The organism is Janthinobacterium goodfellowi, assembly GCF_051380695.1.
Lineage (GTDB): Bacteria > Pseudomonadota > Gammaproteobacteria > Burkholderiales > Burkholderiaceae_D > Janthinobacterium.
In genome coordinates this window covers 357,834-374,468 of the sequence record NZ_JBNYXN010000001.1, presented here as the reverse complement: position 1 = coordinate 374,468, position 16,635 = coordinate 357,834, and the positions used below count along the sequence as shown (strand labels likewise).

13 protein-coding genes are annotated in these 16,635 nt (G+C 66.0%); 10 read left to right on the top strand and 3 right to left on the bottom strand.

Annotation, left to right across the window (positions count from 1 at the left end; translation table 11 throughout):
- Window positions 1-124: 124 nt before the first annotated feature.
- The 6 genes from ACQ4WQ_RS01680 (at window position 125) to ACQ4WQ_RS01655 (ending at window position 9,820) form a co-directional block, all read left to right on the top strand.
- Window positions 125-3,277 (top strand): Rne/Rng family ribonuclease, encoded by a 3,153-nt coding sequence (locus ACQ4WQ_RS01680; protein ID WP_436494256.1) that lies wholly within the window; start codon window positions 125-127, stop codon window positions 3,275-3,277.
- Window positions 3,278-3,366: 89 nt separating this feature from the next.
- Complete coding sequence (chrA, locus tag ACQ4WQ_RS01675; protein ID WP_436494254.1) at window positions 3,367-4,713, top strand: chromate efflux transporter; 1,347 nt, start codon at window positions 3,367-3,369, stop codon at window positions 4,711-4,713.
- A gap of 29 nt (window positions 4,714-4,742) precedes the next feature.
- Complete coding sequence (moaA, locus tag ACQ4WQ_RS01670; protein WP_436494252.1) at window positions 4,743-5,864, top strand: GTP 3',8-cyclase MoaA; 1,122 nt, start codon at window positions 4,743-4,745, stop codon at window positions 5,862-5,864.
- Window positions 5,865-5,926: 62 nt separating this feature from the next.
- Complete coding sequence (moeA, locus tag ACQ4WQ_RS01665; protein WP_436494250.1) at window positions 5,927-7,786, top strand: molybdopterin molybdotransferase MoeA; 1,860 nt, start codon at window positions 5,927-5,929, stop codon at window positions 7,784-7,786.
- A 264-nt stretch (window positions 7,787-8,050) separates the two neighbouring features.
- Entirely contained in the window at window positions 8,051-8,977 is a 927-nt protein-coding gene (locus tag ACQ4WQ_RS01660) for an MHFG family PEP-CTERM protein (RefSeq protein WP_436494248.1), read from the top strand.
- A 78-nt stretch (window positions 8,978-9,055) separates the two neighbouring features.
- Window positions 9,056-9,820, top strand: coding sequence for a hypothetical protein (locus ACQ4WQ_RS01655; RefSeq protein WP_436494246.1), 765 nt, complete (start codon window positions 9,056-9,058; stop codon window positions 9,818-9,820).
- 27 nt (window positions 9,821-9,847) lie between these two features.
- Here ACQ4WQ_RS01655 and ACQ4WQ_RS01650 read toward each other — a convergent pair whose 3' ends face one another.
- Together ACQ4WQ_RS01650 and ACQ4WQ_RS01645 are read right to left on the bottom strand one after the other, a co-directional pair.
- Complete coding sequence (locus tag ACQ4WQ_RS01650; protein ID WP_436494244.1) at window positions 9,848-11,209, bottom strand: DNA recombination protein RmuC; 1,362 nt, start codon at window positions 11,207-11,209, stop codon at window positions 9,848-9,850.
- Between the two features lie 5 nt (window positions 11,210-11,214).
- Window positions 11,215-11,610: a group II truncated hemoglobin gene (locus tag ACQ4WQ_RS01645; RefSeq protein WP_034754244.1), complete on the bottom strand. Its 396-nt coding sequence runs from the start codon at window positions 11,608-11,610 to the stop codon at window positions 11,215-11,217.
- A gap of 132 nt (window positions 11,611-11,742) precedes the next feature.
- Here ACQ4WQ_RS01645 and ACQ4WQ_RS01640 point away from each other — a divergent pair, with 132 nt between their 5' ends.
- From ACQ4WQ_RS01640 to ACQ4WQ_RS01630, 3 genes are read left to right on the top strand one after another with little or no spacing between them, the layout of a single operon-like run.
- A complete protein-coding gene (locus tag ACQ4WQ_RS01640; RefSeq protein WP_436494242.1) occupies window positions 11,743-13,017 on the top strand; it encodes an MFS transporter in 1,275 nt (424 codons plus the stop codon).
- Between the two features lie 12 nt (window positions 13,018-13,029).
- Window positions 13,030-13,377: a GIY-YIG nuclease family protein gene (locus ACQ4WQ_RS01635; RefSeq protein ID WP_436494240.1), complete on the top strand. Its 348-nt coding sequence runs from the start codon at window positions 13,030-13,032 to the stop codon at window positions 13,375-13,377.
- Between the two features lie 56 nt (window positions 13,378-13,433).
- Window positions 13,434-13,901, top strand: a complete 468-nt coding sequence (locus tag ACQ4WQ_RS01630; RefSeq protein WP_436494238.1) for a MarR family winged helix-turn-helix transcriptional regulator — start codon at window positions 13,434-13,436, stop codon at window positions 13,899-13,901.
- A 6-nt stretch (window positions 13,902-13,907) separates the two neighbouring features.
- Here ACQ4WQ_RS01630 and cqsA read toward each other — a convergent pair whose 3' ends face one another.
- Complete coding sequence (cqsA, locus tag ACQ4WQ_RS01625) at window positions 13,908-15,152, bottom strand: alpha-hydroxyketone-type quorum-sensing autoinducer synthase (RefSeq protein WP_326456435.1); 1,245 nt, start codon at window positions 15,150-15,152, stop codon at window positions 13,908-13,910.
- Between the two features lie 164 nt (window positions 15,153-15,316).
- Here cqsA and ACQ4WQ_RS01620 point away from each other — a divergent pair, with 164 nt between their 5' ends.
- Window positions 15,317-16,633 (top strand): sensor histidine kinase, encoded by a 1,317-nt coding sequence (locus ACQ4WQ_RS01620; RefSeq protein WP_436494236.1) that lies wholly within the window; start codon window positions 15,317-15,319, stop codon window positions 16,631-16,633.
- The last annotated feature ends 2 nt before the right edge of the window (window positions 16,634-16,635 follow it).

Genomic DNA, 16,635 nt, shown 5'->3' with positions numbered 1-16,635 from the left:
CGTTGTTGCTCCGCACGCTAAGGCATTTCCCCCGCCAACACTCCCGTTCTCGCATATATCCCTGTACTTCGCCGCTTCCCCGGAAGCGGCTTTGAGATGGCCTACGGGTCGCGGAGTTATAAAAATGAAACGCATGTTGTTTAATGCCACGCAGCAAGAAGAACTGCGCGTAGCGATTGTCGACGGACAAAAACTGATCGACATCGATATCGAGACAGCCGGGCGCGAACAGCGCAAATCCAACATCTACAAGGGCGTGATCACGCGCATCGAGCCATCGCTCGAAGCGTGCTTCGTCAGCTATGGCGAAGACCGCCACGGCTTCCTGCCTTTCAAGGAAGTTGCCCGCACGTATTTCCGCGAAGGCGTCGACGTACGTAACGCTTCCGTCAAGGAAGCGCTGCGCGAAGGCCAGGAAATCATGGTGCAAGTGGAAAAGGAAGAGCGCGGCAACAAGGGCGCCGCCCTGACCTCGTTCGTCTCGCTGGCCGGCCGCTACCTGGTCTTGATGCCGAACAACCCGCGTGGCGGTGGCGTATCGCGCCGCGTGGAAGGGGAAGAGCGCCAGGAATTGCGCGAAACCATGGATAAACTGGACTTGCCTGCTGGCATGTCCGTCATTGCCCGCACCGCCGGCATCGGCCGCAACGTCGATGAACTGCAGTGGGACTTGAATTACCTGATGCAACTGTGGCGCGCCATCGAAGGCGCCGGCAAGTCGGCCAACGGCGCGTTCCTGATCTACCAGGAATCGTCGCTCGTCATCCGCGCCATCCGCGACTACTTCCAGCCCGACATCGGCGAGATCCTGATCGACACCGACGAGATCTACGACCAGGCGCACCAGTTCATGAGCCACGTGATGCCCGACATGGTGCACCGCGTAAAACGCTACAGCGACGACGTGCCGCTGTTCTCGCGCTTCCAGATCGAACACCAGATCGAAACGGCCTACAGCCGCACCGTGCCGCTGCCATCGGGCGGCGCCATCGTGATCGACCACACCGAAGCACTGGTCTCCGTCGACGTCAACTCGGCCCGCGCCACGCGCGGTTCGGACATCGAGACGACCGCCTTCAACACCAACTGCGAAGCGGCCGAAGAAGTGGCCCGCCAGCTGCGTTTGCGCGACCTGGGCGGCTTGATCGTCATCGACTTCATCGACATGGAAGTGGCGAAGAATCAGCGCGAAGTGGAACAGCGCCTGAAAGATGCGCTGCACCATGACCGTGCCCGTGTGCAAATGGGCAAGATTTCCCGCTTCGGCCTGATGGAACTGTCGCGCCAGCGCCTGCGCCCTTCGCTGTCCGAAGGCTCGCACGTGACGTGCCCGCGCTGCTCCGGCACCGGCCACATCCGCGACACGGAATCGTCCGCCCTGCAGGTGCTGCGCATCATCCAGGAAGAAGCGATGAAGGAAAACTCGGCCACCATCCACGTGCAGGTACCCGTGGACGTGGGCGCCTTCCTGCTCAACGAAAAGCGCGGCGAAGTGCTGAAGATCGAGAACCGCCACCGCATCGCCGTGATCCTGATCCCGAACAAGCATCTGGAAACGCCGCACTACAAACTGGAACGCATCAAGCACGACGATCCGCGTCTGGAAGACAGCCAGGCCAGCTACAACCTGGCCGAAAGCGCTGAAACCGACATGGCGTACAGCAAGCGCCAGAAGGAAGAAGCCAAGCCGCGCCAGGAAGCCGTCGTCAAGACGATCACCCCTGACCAGCCGGCACCGCTGGTCGAGCGCAAGCCCGTCGAAGCGAAACCGGCTCCAGTGGCCGCGCCTGCCGCACCGCAAGGCCTGATCGCCAAGATCATCAGCTTCTTCACCGGCGCCCCGGCACCGGTGGCGCCAGCGCCAGCCCCTGTCGCACCGGCCAAGCCGGCGGGCACCGACCGCGGCGACCGCAACAGCCGTGGCCCGCGTGGCCGTGGCCGCAACGGCAAGCCTGGCCGCGAAGAGCGCGAACCAGGCCAGGGCCGCCCAGCCCAGGACGATGCAGCGAAAGAAGCGGAAGCACTGGAAAAAGCGGCACGTCCGCCACGCCCGCCGCGTCCGCCACGCGAACCGCGTGAAGCGCGCGAGAACGGCGATACGGCAGCAGCACCACGCGAACGCGGTGAACGTCCTGAGCGCGCCGAGCGTCCCGAGCGCGCAGAGCGCCCGGAACGTGCCGAACGTCCGCCACGCCAGCCGCGCGAAGGCCGCGAACCACGCGCCGACAAGGCTGTTGTTGCTGAAGTGAAAGCTGACGAACTGGCCCTGGTTGGCGCCAGCGCCAGTGCCATCAACGTGGTCGTGGCCTCAAACGGCCCGGACGCTGATGCCGCACCAACGAGCTTGCTGAAAGCGCCGGCAAATGCCGGCCCTGAAGGCGAAGAGACGGAAAACGACGTGGAAGGCGAAGAACCGCGCCGCCGTCGCCGTCGTGGTGGCCGCAACCGCAACCGCCGCGACCGCGAAACGGGCGAGCTGATCGAATCGGCAAACGGCGAGAACGATGGCCAGGACGCGCCAGTAATCAGCTTTACGGTCGCTCCGGCGCCGGAAGCCGCCGCTGATGCCGCTCCGGTGGCCGTCGTGGCTGCCGCCGCTGTCGTCGCCGTCGCGGCGCCAGTGGAAGCTGCCGTCGTGGAAGTGGTCGAAGTGGTGGAAGTGGCCAAGGTGGTGGACATCGCCAAGGTCGAAGAAGCCGCTCCTGCCGCTGAAGCCGCGCCAGTTGCTGCGCCGGTCGTAGCGCAAGCCCCTGTCGAAGTGCCTGCCGCGCAAGCTGAACCGGCCGCTGCCGAGCCGGTACCAGCTGCCGAGTACAGCTTTGCCGAGAAAGCGGAAGCTGCGCCTGCGCCTGCTCCAGCGGAAGTCATCGTCGAAGCGGCACCCGTCGTGGAAGCGGCGCCCGTCGTGGAAACGGCTGCGGTCGTGGAAACCGTCGTAGTGGCTGAAGCAGCGCCAGTCGCCGAAGCGGCACCGGCCGTGGTGGAAGCTGCCCCGGCGGTTGCCGAAGCTGCTCCTGCTCCTGCTCCTGCTCCTGCACCAGCGCCTGTCGTTGCTCCTGCCCCGGCACCTGCCGTGCCAGCGGCGGCGCCGCTGGACTTGAGCGCGGTGCTCGGTTCGGCCGGCCTGACCCTGGCGGCCACCGATCCGGAAAAACTGCGCCTGGCGCAGGAAGCGGCCGCCAAGGCAGTCGCCCCGGTCCGCAAGCCGCGCGAACGCAAGCCATTGCCGCCGCAATCGGATGAGCCGTTGATCCAGGTCAACACGCAACGTCCATAAGCGCGCCGGGTTCGCCCAGCCGCCAATAATGAAAGGGGGAGCTCAGGCTTCCCCTTTTTTACGTCCACTCTTCTTGCCAGCCCGCCGCCATGCACGAGAACGCCAATCTGCCCCGTCCCGCCCCCGTCAGCCTGCGCAGCGCCTTCTGGTACTGGCTCAAGCTGGGATGCATCAGCTTTGGCGGCCCGGCCGGGCAAATCGCCATGATGCATGCGGAACTGGTGGAAAAGCGGCGCTGGATTTCCGAGCAGCGCTTCCTGCACGCCCTCAATTACTGCATGCTGCTGCCGGGACCGGAAGCGACCCAGCTGGCCATCTACATCGGCTGGCTGATGCACCGCACGCGCGGCGCCCTGGTGGCGGGCCTGCTGTTCCTGCTGCCCTCGCTGGGTGTGCTGATCGTCCTGTCCTGGCTGTACATGGCGTATGGCCACGTGGCCGCCATCGCCGGCATCCTGTACGGCATCAAGCCGGCCGTCGTCGCCATCGTGCTGGCGGCCGCCTGGCGACTGGGCCGGCGCACCTTGCGCAGCCCCGGCCTGACGGCCATCGCGGCGGCAGCATTTGTCGCCATCGCCGTGCTACAGCTGCCATTTCCCTTGATCGTGCTCACCGCTGCCCTGCTGGGCATGGCGGGCGGGCGCTGGCTTCCCACCCATTTTCAAGCCGGCGGCACGCAACATGGCGGCGTGGCCCGCTACGGCGCCGCCCTGATCGATGACGACACGCCCACGCCAGAGCACGCGCGTTTCCGCTGGCCGCGCCTGCTTGGCACGGCCGCCGTGGGCCTGGCGCTGGCCTTCTTTGCCTGGCTGGGCCTGGCGCTGGCGGGCGGGGTCGACCGGCCGCTGGCGCAGATGGGCGTGTTTTTCAGCAAGGCGGCCCTGCTCACGTTCGGCGGCGCGTATGCCGTGCTGCCCTACCTGGTACAGGGCGCCGTCGACCATTACCACTGGATCACGAGCGCGCAGATGATGGATGGCCTGGCCCTGGGCGAAACGACGCCCGGCCCCCTGATCATGATCGTCGCCTTCATCGGCTTTGTCGGCGGCTGGAGCCATGCCGCAGGCATCGCCGGTGAACACCTGTGGCTGGCGGGCGTGTGCGGTGCACTGGTCGCCAGCTGGTTTACTTTCCTGCCCTCGTTCATCTTCATCCTGGCCGGCGCGCCCGTGGTGGAAGCGTCGCGCGGCAACTTGCGCCTGAGCGCACCGCTGAGCGCCATCTCGGCGGCCGTGGTGGGCGTCATCGCCAGCCTGGCCCTGTTCTTTGGCCGCCATGTGTTCTGGCAAGCAAATCCGCTGCCCCACTGGGACTGGCTGGCCATCGTCATCGCGCTGGCGGCCGGCGTGACGCTGATCAAGTTTCAAATGGGAACCATCAAATTGCTGCTCGCCTGTGCCATCTTCGGCCTCGTGCTATCGTATCTGCCTTGAACGACTTAACGTAAGTGGTATCACCTTTCATGGCTGACAAGATTATCTACCTCGCCGAGGCCCGTAATGGGGCACCGGCGATCCCCGCGCGGCTGGAAAGTCCCAGCGGCAGCGTGGCCGACAGCCTGGGCCGGCCCCTGCATGACTTGCGCATCTCGATTACCGACCGCTGCAATTTCCGTTGCGTGTATTGCATGCCCAAGGACGTGTTCGACAAGAACCACGTGTACCTGCCGCACACGGATTTGCTGTCGTTCGAGGAAATCACGCGCATCGCGCGCCTGTTCGTCGAGCACGGCGTGGAAAAGCTCCGCCTGACGGGCGGCGAACCGCTGCTGCGCAAGAATATCGAAAAGCTCATCGCCATGCTGGCCGAGCTGCGCACGCCGTCGGGCCAGCCGCTGGACCTGACCCTGACGACCAACGGTTCCCTGCTGGCCAGAAAGGCGCAGACGCTCAAGGATGCGGGCCTGAACCGCGTTACCGTCTCGCTCGACTCGCTCGACGACGCCACCTTCAAGCGCATGAACGACGTCGATTTCGCCGTGGCCGACGTGCTGCACGGCATCGATGCCGCCCACGCGGCGGGCCTGGGCCCGATCAAGATCAACATGGTCGTCAAGGCCGGCATGAACGAGCAGGAAATCGTGCCCATGGCGCGCCACTTCAAGGGCACACCCTACATCCTGCGCTTCATCGAATACATGGACGTGGGCGCCTCGAACGGCTGGAACTTGCAGGAAGTCATCCCTTCGGCCGAGGTGGTGCGCCGTATCGGCGAACACATGCCCTTGCTGCCCATCGACCCGAACTACACGGGCGAGACGGCGGCGCGCTGGCGCTACGCCGATGGCGGCGGCGAAATCGGCCTCATTTCCAGCGTCACGCAAGCGTTCTGCGGTGACTGCAGCCGCGCCCGCCTATCGACCGAGGGCAAGCTGTACACGTGCCTGTTCGCCAGCAGCGGCCACGACTTGCGCAGCCTGCTGCGCGGCGGCCACAGCGATGCGGAAATTTCCTCGGCCGTGGCGCAGCTGTGGCGCGGCCGCGGCGACCGCTATTCGCAATTGCGCACCAGCCAGACGGATTTGACGGGCGGCGCGCTTGAGCACGGTAAAAAGAAAGTGGAAATGTCGTACATCGGCGGCTGATTCGGACGCGGCGCGCGCCCGCCGCTGCTACCATGGCGCATGCACCCATTTTCCGACCTGACATGATCAACAAACACGACATTACCGGCCTCATCCTGGCCGGTGGCCTCGGCACGCGCATGGGCCAGCGCGACAAGGGCATGCTGCCCCTGCACGGCCAGCCCCTGGCGCGCCACGTGCTGCAGCGCCTGGCGCCGCAAGTGGGCCAGCTGGCCATCAGCGTCCACGCCGATGCCGGAGAGTACGCGCGCTTCGGCGTGCCCGTATGGCCGGATGCGCTGCCGGGCCAGCTGGGGCCGCTGGCCGGCTTGCACAGCGGCATGCAGCACGCCGGCACCGCCTACCTGCTGACCGTGCCGTGCGATTCGCCCCTGCTGCCGCCCGACCTGGCGGCGCGCCTGGCGGCCGGTTTGATCGCGGACCATGCCGACCTGGCCATCGCCGTCACCGACGAGCTCGATCCGGCGACGGGATCGACGGTACGCCGTCCCCATCCCGTCTTTTGCCTGGTGAAAACATCGGCCCTGCCTCAGCTTGACGCGTATCTGCGCGGCGGAGAGCGCCGCATGCGCACCTGGCACGGCCCCTTGAAGCTGGCCGAAGTGCTCTTCGAGGATGGCGCCGCGTTCGGCAACATCAATACGCCGGACGAGCTGGCCGCCCTGCAGGCGCGGGGATTGAGCGTGCCGATGGCGCAAGCCATCCTGGCCGACACCGTCGCGCCCGTGACCGAGATCGAGGAATTGCCGCTGCCGCAAGCGTTCGAGCGCATCCTGGCGGCCGACATCATCTCGCCCATCAGCGTGCCCGCGCACGACAATTCCGCCATGGATGGCTATGCGCTGCACGGGGCTGACCTTGGCGCCGGCCTGGGCGGCAGCGCTCCGCTGACACTGGCCGTGGTCGACACCATCCTGGCCGGCCGTCCCGGCACCGTCAACGTGGGGCGCGGACAATGCGCGCGCATCATGACGGGCGCCGTCATGCCGGACGGCTGCGACAGCGTGGTGCCGCAGGAACTCGTGCTGCAAGCCGGCGAAACCAGCATCACGCTGGCGCCGGACTGCATCCGTCCCGGCGACAACCGCCGTTTCAAGGGCGAAGACTTGATGCAGGGCAAACCCGCGCTGCTGCAGGGCAAACGCCTGGGACCGGCCGAACTCGGTTTGCTGGCCTCGCTGGGCATCGCCACGGTGCCCGTGCGCCGCCGCCTGCGCGTGGCCTTCTTTTCCACGGGCGATGAATTGCGCGCGATCGGCGAGCCGCTCGACGCGGGCTGCATCTACGACAGCAACCGCTACACCCTGCTGGGCATGCTGACCCGCCTCGGCTGCGACGTGCTCGACATGGGCATCGTCAAGGACAATCCGCAAGCGCTGGAAGCGGCCCTGCGCGGCGCCTGCGCCAAGGCCGACGTCATCCTCACCTCGGGCGGCGTGTCCAGCGGCGCGGCCGATTTTACGCGCGACATCCTGGCCCGTCTCGGTGAGGTCGCCTTCTGGCAAATCAACATGCGCCCGGGCCGCCCCATGGCCTTTGGCCGGATTGCCAGCGAAGGCGACACGGCCTTGCTGCTGGGCCTGCCCGGCAACCCCGTGGCCGTGATGGCGGCGTTTTATTTTCTCGCCCGCCCCACCCTGCTGCGCCTGATGGGCGCCGATGCGGACACGGCCAGCCTGCCCCTGCTGCAGGTGGCGGCGCAAGCGCCTATCCGCAAGAAGCGGGGCCGCACGGAATTCCAGCGCGGCATCGTCGAGCGGGGCGCGGACGGACGCCAGCACGTGCGCGTGACGGGCGCGCAAGGCTCGGGCATCCTGCGCTCGATGACGCAAGCCAATTGCATGATCGTGCTGCATGAGGCGCAAGGCCACGTGGCGGCCGGCGACCTCGTCGACGTCGTGCTGTTCCATGGCCTGATGTAAGCAACTCTCCTCCTCCTTCTTCTCCCTGACGGCCCGCCTTGTGCGGGCCGTTTTCTTTCCCCCTTGCAATCAATTTCCCTTGCGCGGCAGGCGTTCGTCCATCGAGATAAAAATATCAATTATCTCCCCTTAAAATAAATCAATAAACACAACACTAATTGTAATAATTTTATTTATTAGTTGATATTGAAGTTTCTTCTATGATAACATTCGAACTCACACAAAAAATTCAATTTTGATATTGTTTTCACGAGGAAACTTCCAATGAAACACGGCCCATGGTTAGCGAACACCTGCATGCTGGGTGCGGCAGTCATATTCGGCATGTTGTCTCTGGCTTCCCTGCCCGCCTACGCGAAAGGCATGGCCCGCACCGACGTGCTCGATAACTGCAGCTGGAACCGTCCCGGCGTCGATCCGTTCATGGGCGATGTGGTCGCGGCCGTGGACCGCTATACGGATATCGCGCCGCAGGTGCGCGAACAATTGAAGGAGCGCATGCGCGCGCGCCAGTACGACGAGATCGTGGTGATCAGCCGCGACGCCATCCGCGGCAAGGGCAATTACAACGCGCGCATCAGCGAGATGCATTTCGGCCCGGGCCGCGTTTGCCGCAATGTCACGCGCGCAGGCTGGAGCGAACAGATGCAGGAACGGGGACTCGTGTATTGCGTGCAGGGCCAGTGCATCCTGGTGCCGACGATTTGCCGCAACGTCAGCCGCATCACGCAGGCGCCCGCGTCGGCGCCGCCGGCGGCCGGTGCCGCTCCCGGCGGTGCTGCACCGGGAGCCGCCGCGCCCGCCGCCCCGGAAGCGGCAGGCGTGCCCGTGATCGACAATCCCGACGCCTTGCGCGGCGGTTCTTTCACGGGCGGCGCCATGCCGCCCGAGGTGGCCAGCATTCCTTTCCTGCCCTTCGGTTATGTGCGTACCGTCAGCGATATCGGCCCGCCGGCCGGCACGGGCGGTGGCGGTGGCGGTGGCGGTGGCGGAGGTGGTGGCGGCAGGCCGCCAGACCAGGGCAGCAGCATCATCGTGCCGCCCACCGTGATCCTGCCAACCCTGCCGCCTACCGGGCCGACAGTCCTGCCGGCCGTGCCGGAACCGCAAACCTGGGCCATGCTGCTGGCGGGACTGGCGCTGACGGCCTTCGCCGCCAGAAAACGCCGGGCCGGCAAGCATGCCGCCTGATGCGTAGCCAGCCGGGTGCGGACTTGTTACTATGATGCATTCCAGACAAGGACCGCCATGCCCGATATCGATAGCCTTTTGACACGTCTCATTGCGCTGCGCGCGGAAGGCCGGCATGCGCAAGCGCTGCCGCTGCTGCAACAGCTGTTCGCCGACGCCAGACGAGTCGTGAATCCGGCAAGGTCGAGCTATTTCATCCCCATGCTGGAGTGGAAGTTTTTGGCCGAGGCCTACGCGCCGGCGTACACCGCGCTGCAGGTGGAGCGTGACGCGCAAATACGGCTGCTGCTGTCAGGCGAGCACGATTTCGGACGCCACGACAGTAGCGTGCCGCCGGCAAGCAACGCGTTCGGGCGCGCATCGCGTTTTTCTCTCATCGTCGAAATGAACGAGACGCTGGGCGATGTCCGCTCCACCGCCGACCTGTTCGCCCGGCTGGACGCCAGCGCCCCGGAACTGGCGCGCCGGTACGCCTGGCAAGCGCTGCCAGCCGTCGTCGAAGTGGGCAATTTTGCGCTGGCGGAGCGCTACCGCTGCCCCGCCCCGCTGGCACACCTCGAGACTGTCAATGCCCTGGCCGCCAGCCAGCCCCTGCTTCCTGCGCCGGGCACGGCACCGCGCCTGGCGGCGGAGTTGATGAATCTGGTGAAAGACGTGCGGATCGCCGCTGCCGTACTGCGCGGCCAGGGACAGGCCGCCGAGGCCGACGCGCTGTGCGCCGCCTTGCTGGCCGGCCTGGCGAATGACGCCATGCGCACGCTGGCGCAGCGCGAGCTCGATGCGCCCGGCAGCATCACCGCTGCCATCGTCAGGCGCCAGATGGACGAGGAACAACAGGCCTAGCCGGCCGCTGCGGCGAACAGGGCGGCGCTATTCGCCGTCCGCCTTACCCAGCAGCAAGGCAGCCGCCTCGCCCGGCAAGGCTTCCACGGATTTCAATTTGCGCGCCATCTGCCGGCTGCGCACTTCCGCGCTTTCGATATTCTTCGCCGCCTTTTCCAGGGTCAGCCGGGTTTGCGACAGCACGTCGCCGAACTTGCCGAACTCCGTCTTGACGGCACCGAGCACCTGCCACACTTCGGACGAGCGCTTTTCCAGCGCCAGGGTGCGGAAACCCATCTGCAGGCTGTTGAGCAAGGCCGTCAGGGTCGATGGCCCGGCGATGCTGACCCGGTGCACGCGCTGCAATTCGTCGGCCAGGCCCGGGCGGCGCAGCACTTCCGCATACAGGCCTTCCGTGGGCAGGAAGAGGATGGCAAAGTCGGTGGTCTGCGGCGGCGCCAGGTATTTCTCGGCGATGGTTTTCGCCTCGCCCCGCACGGCCCGTTCCAGTTCGCGGCCCGCCAGGGCCACGCCGTCGGCATCGGCCCGCTCGGCCGCCTCGACCAGGCGTTCGTATTGTTCCTTGGGGAATTTCGCATCGATGGGCATCCACACGGGCGCGCCGCCCTCGACCATGCCCGGCAACTTCAAGGCGAATTCCACGCGCGCGCCGGTTCCAAGCACCGTTTCCACGTTCTTCGCATACTGGTCGACAGTGAGTACCTGCTCCAGCAGCATTTCCAGCTGCACCTCGCCCCAGGTGCCACGCGTCTTGACGTTGGTGAGCACCCGCTTCAGGTCGCCCACACCGAGCGCCAGCTGCTGCATTTCGCCGAGTCCCTGGTGGACTTTTTCCAGCCGCTCCGACACTTGCTGGAACGAGGCGGAAAGCCGCGTTTCCAGGGTGGCGTGCAGTTTCTCGTCGACCGTCTTGCGCATTTCTTCCAGGCGCGCGCCATTGTCGGCCTGCAAGTCGCGGATCTTGTTCTCCAGCGTGGCGCGCACTTCCAGCATGCGCTGCGCATTCGATTCCGTCAGCTGGGCCAGGGTTTGATTGGTGCTGTCGGCAAAGCGCGCCAGGCTTTGCGCCTGTTCTTCGCGCCCGACTTTCCCCTGCGCCTGCATCTGCGTGCGCAGGCTGTCGAGCTGCTGCAGTGTTGCTGCCTGGAATTGCGCCAGGCCAGCCGCCAGGTCTTGCCGCGTGGCTTGCGCCGATGCCTGCAATTGCAGCCGCACTTCGCGCTCGACCCGGTCGATGCGTTCCAGGCTTTGCTGCTGGTGCTGCTGCACCAGCGCCAGGGTGGTGGCGCCATCGCCGGCCGCGCCACGGGGACGCAGCAGCAGCAAGAGCAACAAGATGATGGCGGCGATGGCGGCGCACAGCAGGCTGTAGAACTCGATAGGGCTCATGGGTGTCAGTCAGGTTTGTTGCGCATCCAGTCGGCCGTCTGATAGAACGATTCCATCAGGCGCACGCGCAAGGATTCTTCGATGCCCGTGTCTTCCATGGCCCAGGCCATGGCGCGCAGCCACTGGTCGCGCTCGCTGGTGCCGATGGCGTAGGGCAAGTGGCGGGCGCGCAGGCGCGGGTGGCCGAATTTCTCGATATACAAATCCGGCCCGCCCATCCAGCCCGTCAGGAAGAAATACAGCTTGTCGCGCGAACCGTCCGTCGAGGGCGGATGCATGACGCGGATGCCGGCGAACTCGGGTTCGAGTTCCATCAAGTCATAAAAGCGGTCGACCATTTCACGCAGCACGGGGGCGCCGCCGATGGTCTCATACAGGGTGGGGGCAGTGGTATCAGTCATGGCCGCCATGATAGCGCAAGCATCGGCGCTCCATGCAGCGCCAGCGCTCGCTGCCGCAATAAACAGCAACATACTTGACTACTCAAGCTTTTATCAACTACCATGCAATTTTTAAACATGGACAAGACGAATATGCCAACCGCCACAGACACTGATTTGCTACGCAATACCAACTTCCGCTGGCTGCTGGGCGGCGGCCTCGTCTCCATGCTGGGCGACCAGTTCAGCCTGCTGGCCCTGCCCTGGCTGGTGCTGAGCCTGACGGGCGATAGCCTCAGTCTCGGCATCGCCGTGGCCCTGATGGGCGCGCCACGCGCCGTGCTGATCTTGCTGGGCGGCACCATCGCCGACCGTTATTCGCCCCGGCGCGTGCTGCTACTGAGCAAATATGCGAACGCTGCCATCCTGCTGGCACTGGCGGGACTGCTGTGGCTGGACCAGGCCAGCCTGGCGCTCGCGTATGCGGCCGCGCTGGCGCTGGGCGTCGCGTCCGCCTTCGGCATCCCGGCCGGCACGGCCGGCACGGCCATCCTGCCGCAAGCCGTGCCTGCCTCATCGTTGCAGAAAGCCAATGGCTTGCAGATGGGTGTGCGCCAGCTGTCCTTGCTGGCCGGTCCACTGCTGGCGGCGCTCGTGCTGGGCGCCCACGGTACCGGGCGGCACACCGCCATGGCGGCGCTGGCCGCCGCCTTTGCCATCGATGCGCTGACGTTTGTGTTTTCCGCCTGGACCTTGCGCCAAGTCAAGCTGCGGCCACTGCCCGCGGCGGCCACGCAGGGCATGTGGCGCGACATGGCGGCGGGCCTGGCCATGGTGTGGCGCGACTTGCCCCTGCGCAGCTGTTATGCCTACTGGGCGCTGGTGGCCTTCTTCGTCATGGGGCCGCTGCAGGTGGCCTTGCCCGTACTGGCCAGCGAACGCCTGCACGGTGCCCCGGCGCTGGGCTTGCTGATGGGCGCGCACGGCGCCGGCACCCTGGCAGGCATGCTGGCGTCCAGCCTGGGCGGCGCCTGGCTGCGCCGCCATTTCGGCGCCACCTTGCTGCTCGTCGACGCTGTCGTCGGCTGCCTGCTGATGGCGCTGGGACAGATCAGCACCGGCTGGCACGGCGCGGCCCTGCTGGCCATCACCGGCATGCTGGGCGGCTATGTGCAGGTGGCCATCTTTACGTGGATACAGCGGCAGGTGGCGCCCGCCATGCTGGGCCGGGCGATGGCGCTGTTCATGGGCATCTTCCTGGGACTGGCGCCCCTGTCGGCGGCAGCCACGGGCGCGCTGCTGCGCCACCTGAGCGTGGGCGAACTGTTCTGCGGCGGCGGCGCCCTGCTGCTGGCCGCCGCCGTGGCCGCCACCCTGCTGACCGACATTCCCCGCATCGCGGGCAACACTTCCGTATCGTCACATTGAGAAAGTTCTACCATGGATAAAACACGACAAACGGCCCTGAAAGCGGCCTACCGGCAACAAGCGCCAGCGCTGGGCATCATCGCGCTGCAGCACTTGCCCAGCGGGCGCACCCTGATCGAATGCAGCCGCAACGCGCCCGGCACGCTGAACCGCCACCGCTTCGAACTGAACCTGGGCAAGCACCGCAATGCGTGCCTGCAGACGGACTGGCGGCGCGACGGCGCGGCGGCTTTTCGCTTCGACATCATCGACACTGTCGATCAATCCGCCGATCCCGCCTTCGATGCGGATGCCGAGCTGGACGCCCTGCTGGCCCTGCACCAGGCGCAGCTGCTGGAACAAGGGCAATCCCTGTATTGAGCGGCCATGCTTTACACTTGCGCACTCAAGCACTGCGCAGCCAATACAAGGAAAACATGACCGATCTCACTTCCCCGCCGCCGGACGGCGCCAGCGCGCTGGACTTTTGCCTGCGCCTGGCGCGCGCCCAGGCGCTCATCGTGCGCCGCTTCGACAGCATCCTGGGCAATCTGCACGGCCTGAGTTTCAGCGATTACCAATTGCTGTACCACCTGCAGCGGGCGCCCGGCGGCCGCCTGCGCCGCATCGACCTAGCCGAGCGCCTGGCGCTGACGGCGTCCGGCATCACGCGCTCGCTGATGCCGCTGGAAAAGATTGGCCTGGTGGCACGCCAGGCCGACCAGCGCGATGCGCGCGTCGGCTATGCCGCCATCACCGAGGCGGGGCAGGCGCTGCTGGCGCACGCGAACACGACGGCGCAGGCGCTGGCGCAGGAATTGCTGGGCAACGCCAGCGCGGACCAGCTGGCGCCCCTGTCCCTGCTGTTGGGCGCTATCGCCGGCAAGCAGCCCTCTAACGGCTGACGCGCGCTACACCAGCGCCAGCTTGCGCAGGCGCCGCGTCGACGGCCAGCGCGCCATGCCCGTCTCGTCGCGGATGGCGGCGCAGGCGGCCAGCACTCTTGCGCACTCATCCTCGCGCAAGCCCGCATTCAGGGTCAAACGCACCAGCGAACGGTTCTTCGGCGTGGCTGGCGCACAGAAGACGGCGCCGTAGATGCCGTGCCGCTCCAGCGCCTTGCGCAGGATCAAGGTATCGGGTTCGCTGCCCGCCTCCAGCGCGATGATCTGCTCGGTGCCGTCGCTGACGTTGTAGCCGAGATCCATCAGCCCCTGGCGCAGCTGCACGCTGTGGCGGCGCAAGGCGGCGCGGCGGGCATCGGCGGCGCGGATGAAATCGAGCGCCGCATCGAACCAGGCCAGTTCGTGTTCCAGCAGGCAGGAACTGAAGATGGCGGGCCGCGAAGCGGACAGGAAATATCCCTTGAAGCGGGATGAGCACGTGATCAGCCCCGCCCGGCCCGCGAACGCCTTGGCCAGCGACGCCGTGCGGAAATGCACCCTGTCGGCCAGACCCAGCTCCGCCACCAGCCCCGCGCCCTGCGGGCCGTGCGTGCCCAGCGAGTGCGACTCGTCGACGATCAGCATGCTGCCGCTGCGCTCGGCAATTTCCACCATGTCCCGCAGCGGCGCGACGCTGCCGTTGGTGCTGTACAGCGCATCGACGATGATGATGCCGGGGCCATGCTTGTCGAGCTGGCGCTGCAGGTGGGCGCCATCGTTGTGCAGGAAGGCGACGGGCACGGCTTGCGCCGATTGCACGCCTTCCCACAGCGAAGCGTGCGCCTGCATGTCCAGGTACACGGGGATGCCGGGCCCGGCCAGGCTTTGCAGCAAGCCCACGTTGGCGGCCCAGCCCGACTGCGCCAGCACGCACGCTTCACTGCCAAGAAAATTCGCGAATTTTTGTTCGAGGCGGTGCTGGCGGCTGCCTTCCTGCAGGAAGACGGACGACATCAGCATGGCGCCGCCGCCCTGCAAGACGCGCGCCTGGGCCGCCAGCAGCGCCGCCTCGCCGGCGATGTTCAGGTAATCATTTCCAGCGAGCATCACGGCACCGGCCGGCATGGCTTGCCATTCATGCAGGTGTTCGCCGCCAAGCAGCTTCTCGATGCGCTCGACATAGTGCTCATCCATGCGCGCACGCACGAAGGCGGGCATCCGTTGCTCGGCGTGGATGGCGCGGGACGACAGGGAGGAAAGGGCGTGTGACATAGGGACTCCTGATTGGTTGCGGTGGGAACTACCGCGTCCAACATGCGCGAGCCATTCGGCAAGAGATTGATACAGCTCAACACTTATGCCGATATTCTGCTGATAGGGAGGGAACCCGCCGATCATGTTGTATTGACACGCCTCAACGAACACGCCCCCTGACCATGATGCACGCGCAGTCCCCTTCCGGAAAACAATGGCAAGGCAAGCTGCTCCAGCCTTTCCTGCATTTCCACGATGCCATCGAACACACGCCCGTGCGGCGCGCCCAGGTGCGCGCGCTGGCGCTCATCGGTGCGCTGGGCATGCCCCTGTATTACGCGCTGTGGCAGTATCTCTTTCCGCAAGAATACGAATCGCCGCTGCTGCGCAGCGTGGCGGCGCTGCTGTTCCTGCCGGCGCTATGGCCCGGCCGCTTCAGCAATACCTGGTTCAGCGTCTACCTGTTGCTGGGGCTGACCTTCGAACTGCCGTTTTTCTTCACCTATATGTTCCTGATGAACCACGCTTCGGCGCTGTGGGTACATTCGCTGCTGGTGGCGCTAATCATGCTGTTTCACTTCGACACGCGCATCGCCGTCCTCGCCTATCTGAGCGGCACCGTGCTGGCCTGCCTGGCGTTTGCCGTCGCCGGTGATCCGGCCTTTTTGCTCAGCAGCGACGTCTTGCAGCAATTGCCCGTGCACTGGTTCACGATTGCCGTCCTGTCCGTCGTCAAGGTGGGGCGCCATGTGGGTGCGCAGGAAAAGCTGGCCGGGCTGGCGGCCGGCCTCGGCAGCGTGGCGCACGAATTGCGCACGCCCCTCGTCAGCGTCGAGGCGAATGTGCGCGGGCTGCAGCGGGGGCTGCAAGGGGCGCAAGGCCAGCCATCCGATGCGGACAGCCTGGACGCGCTGGCGCGCATCCGCTTCGAAGTGCGCCATATGCACCACATGATCGATCTGTTCCTGCTCAGCGCCAGCGCCGTCAACCGCAAGCTCGAAGCGAACGAGACGGTCGCCATGCATGACAGCGTCACGTCCGTCCTGCGCCGCTATCCATTTACCAGCACGGCGCAGCGCGACATCGTCAAGGTCGACGTGCGCGCCGACTTCAGCTTTTCCGGCCAGTCCGAACTGTGCGTGGTCATCCTGCTGAACTTGCTGCGCAATGCCTTGAAAGGCATCCAGCGCGCCGGCAAGGGCCGCGTGCGCATCATCATCGATGGCGCGCGGCCCGTGCCGCGCCTGCTGTTCATCGACACGGGCTGCGGCATCGCGGCCAGCCGATTGCCGCTGATCTTCGACCGTTTCTATTCCTATCCCGCGCACAACGGCAGCGGCATCGGCCTGGCCCTGTGCCGGCAAATCATGCAAGCCTGGCATGCGCGCATCAGTTGCGTCGCGCGCGAAGGCGCGTACGCCATCTTCGTGCTGGAGTTTCCGCAGCCACAGGCCAGCACCAGGCACAGCCGTTTTCCATCCATCCACCGCGCGAGGTGACG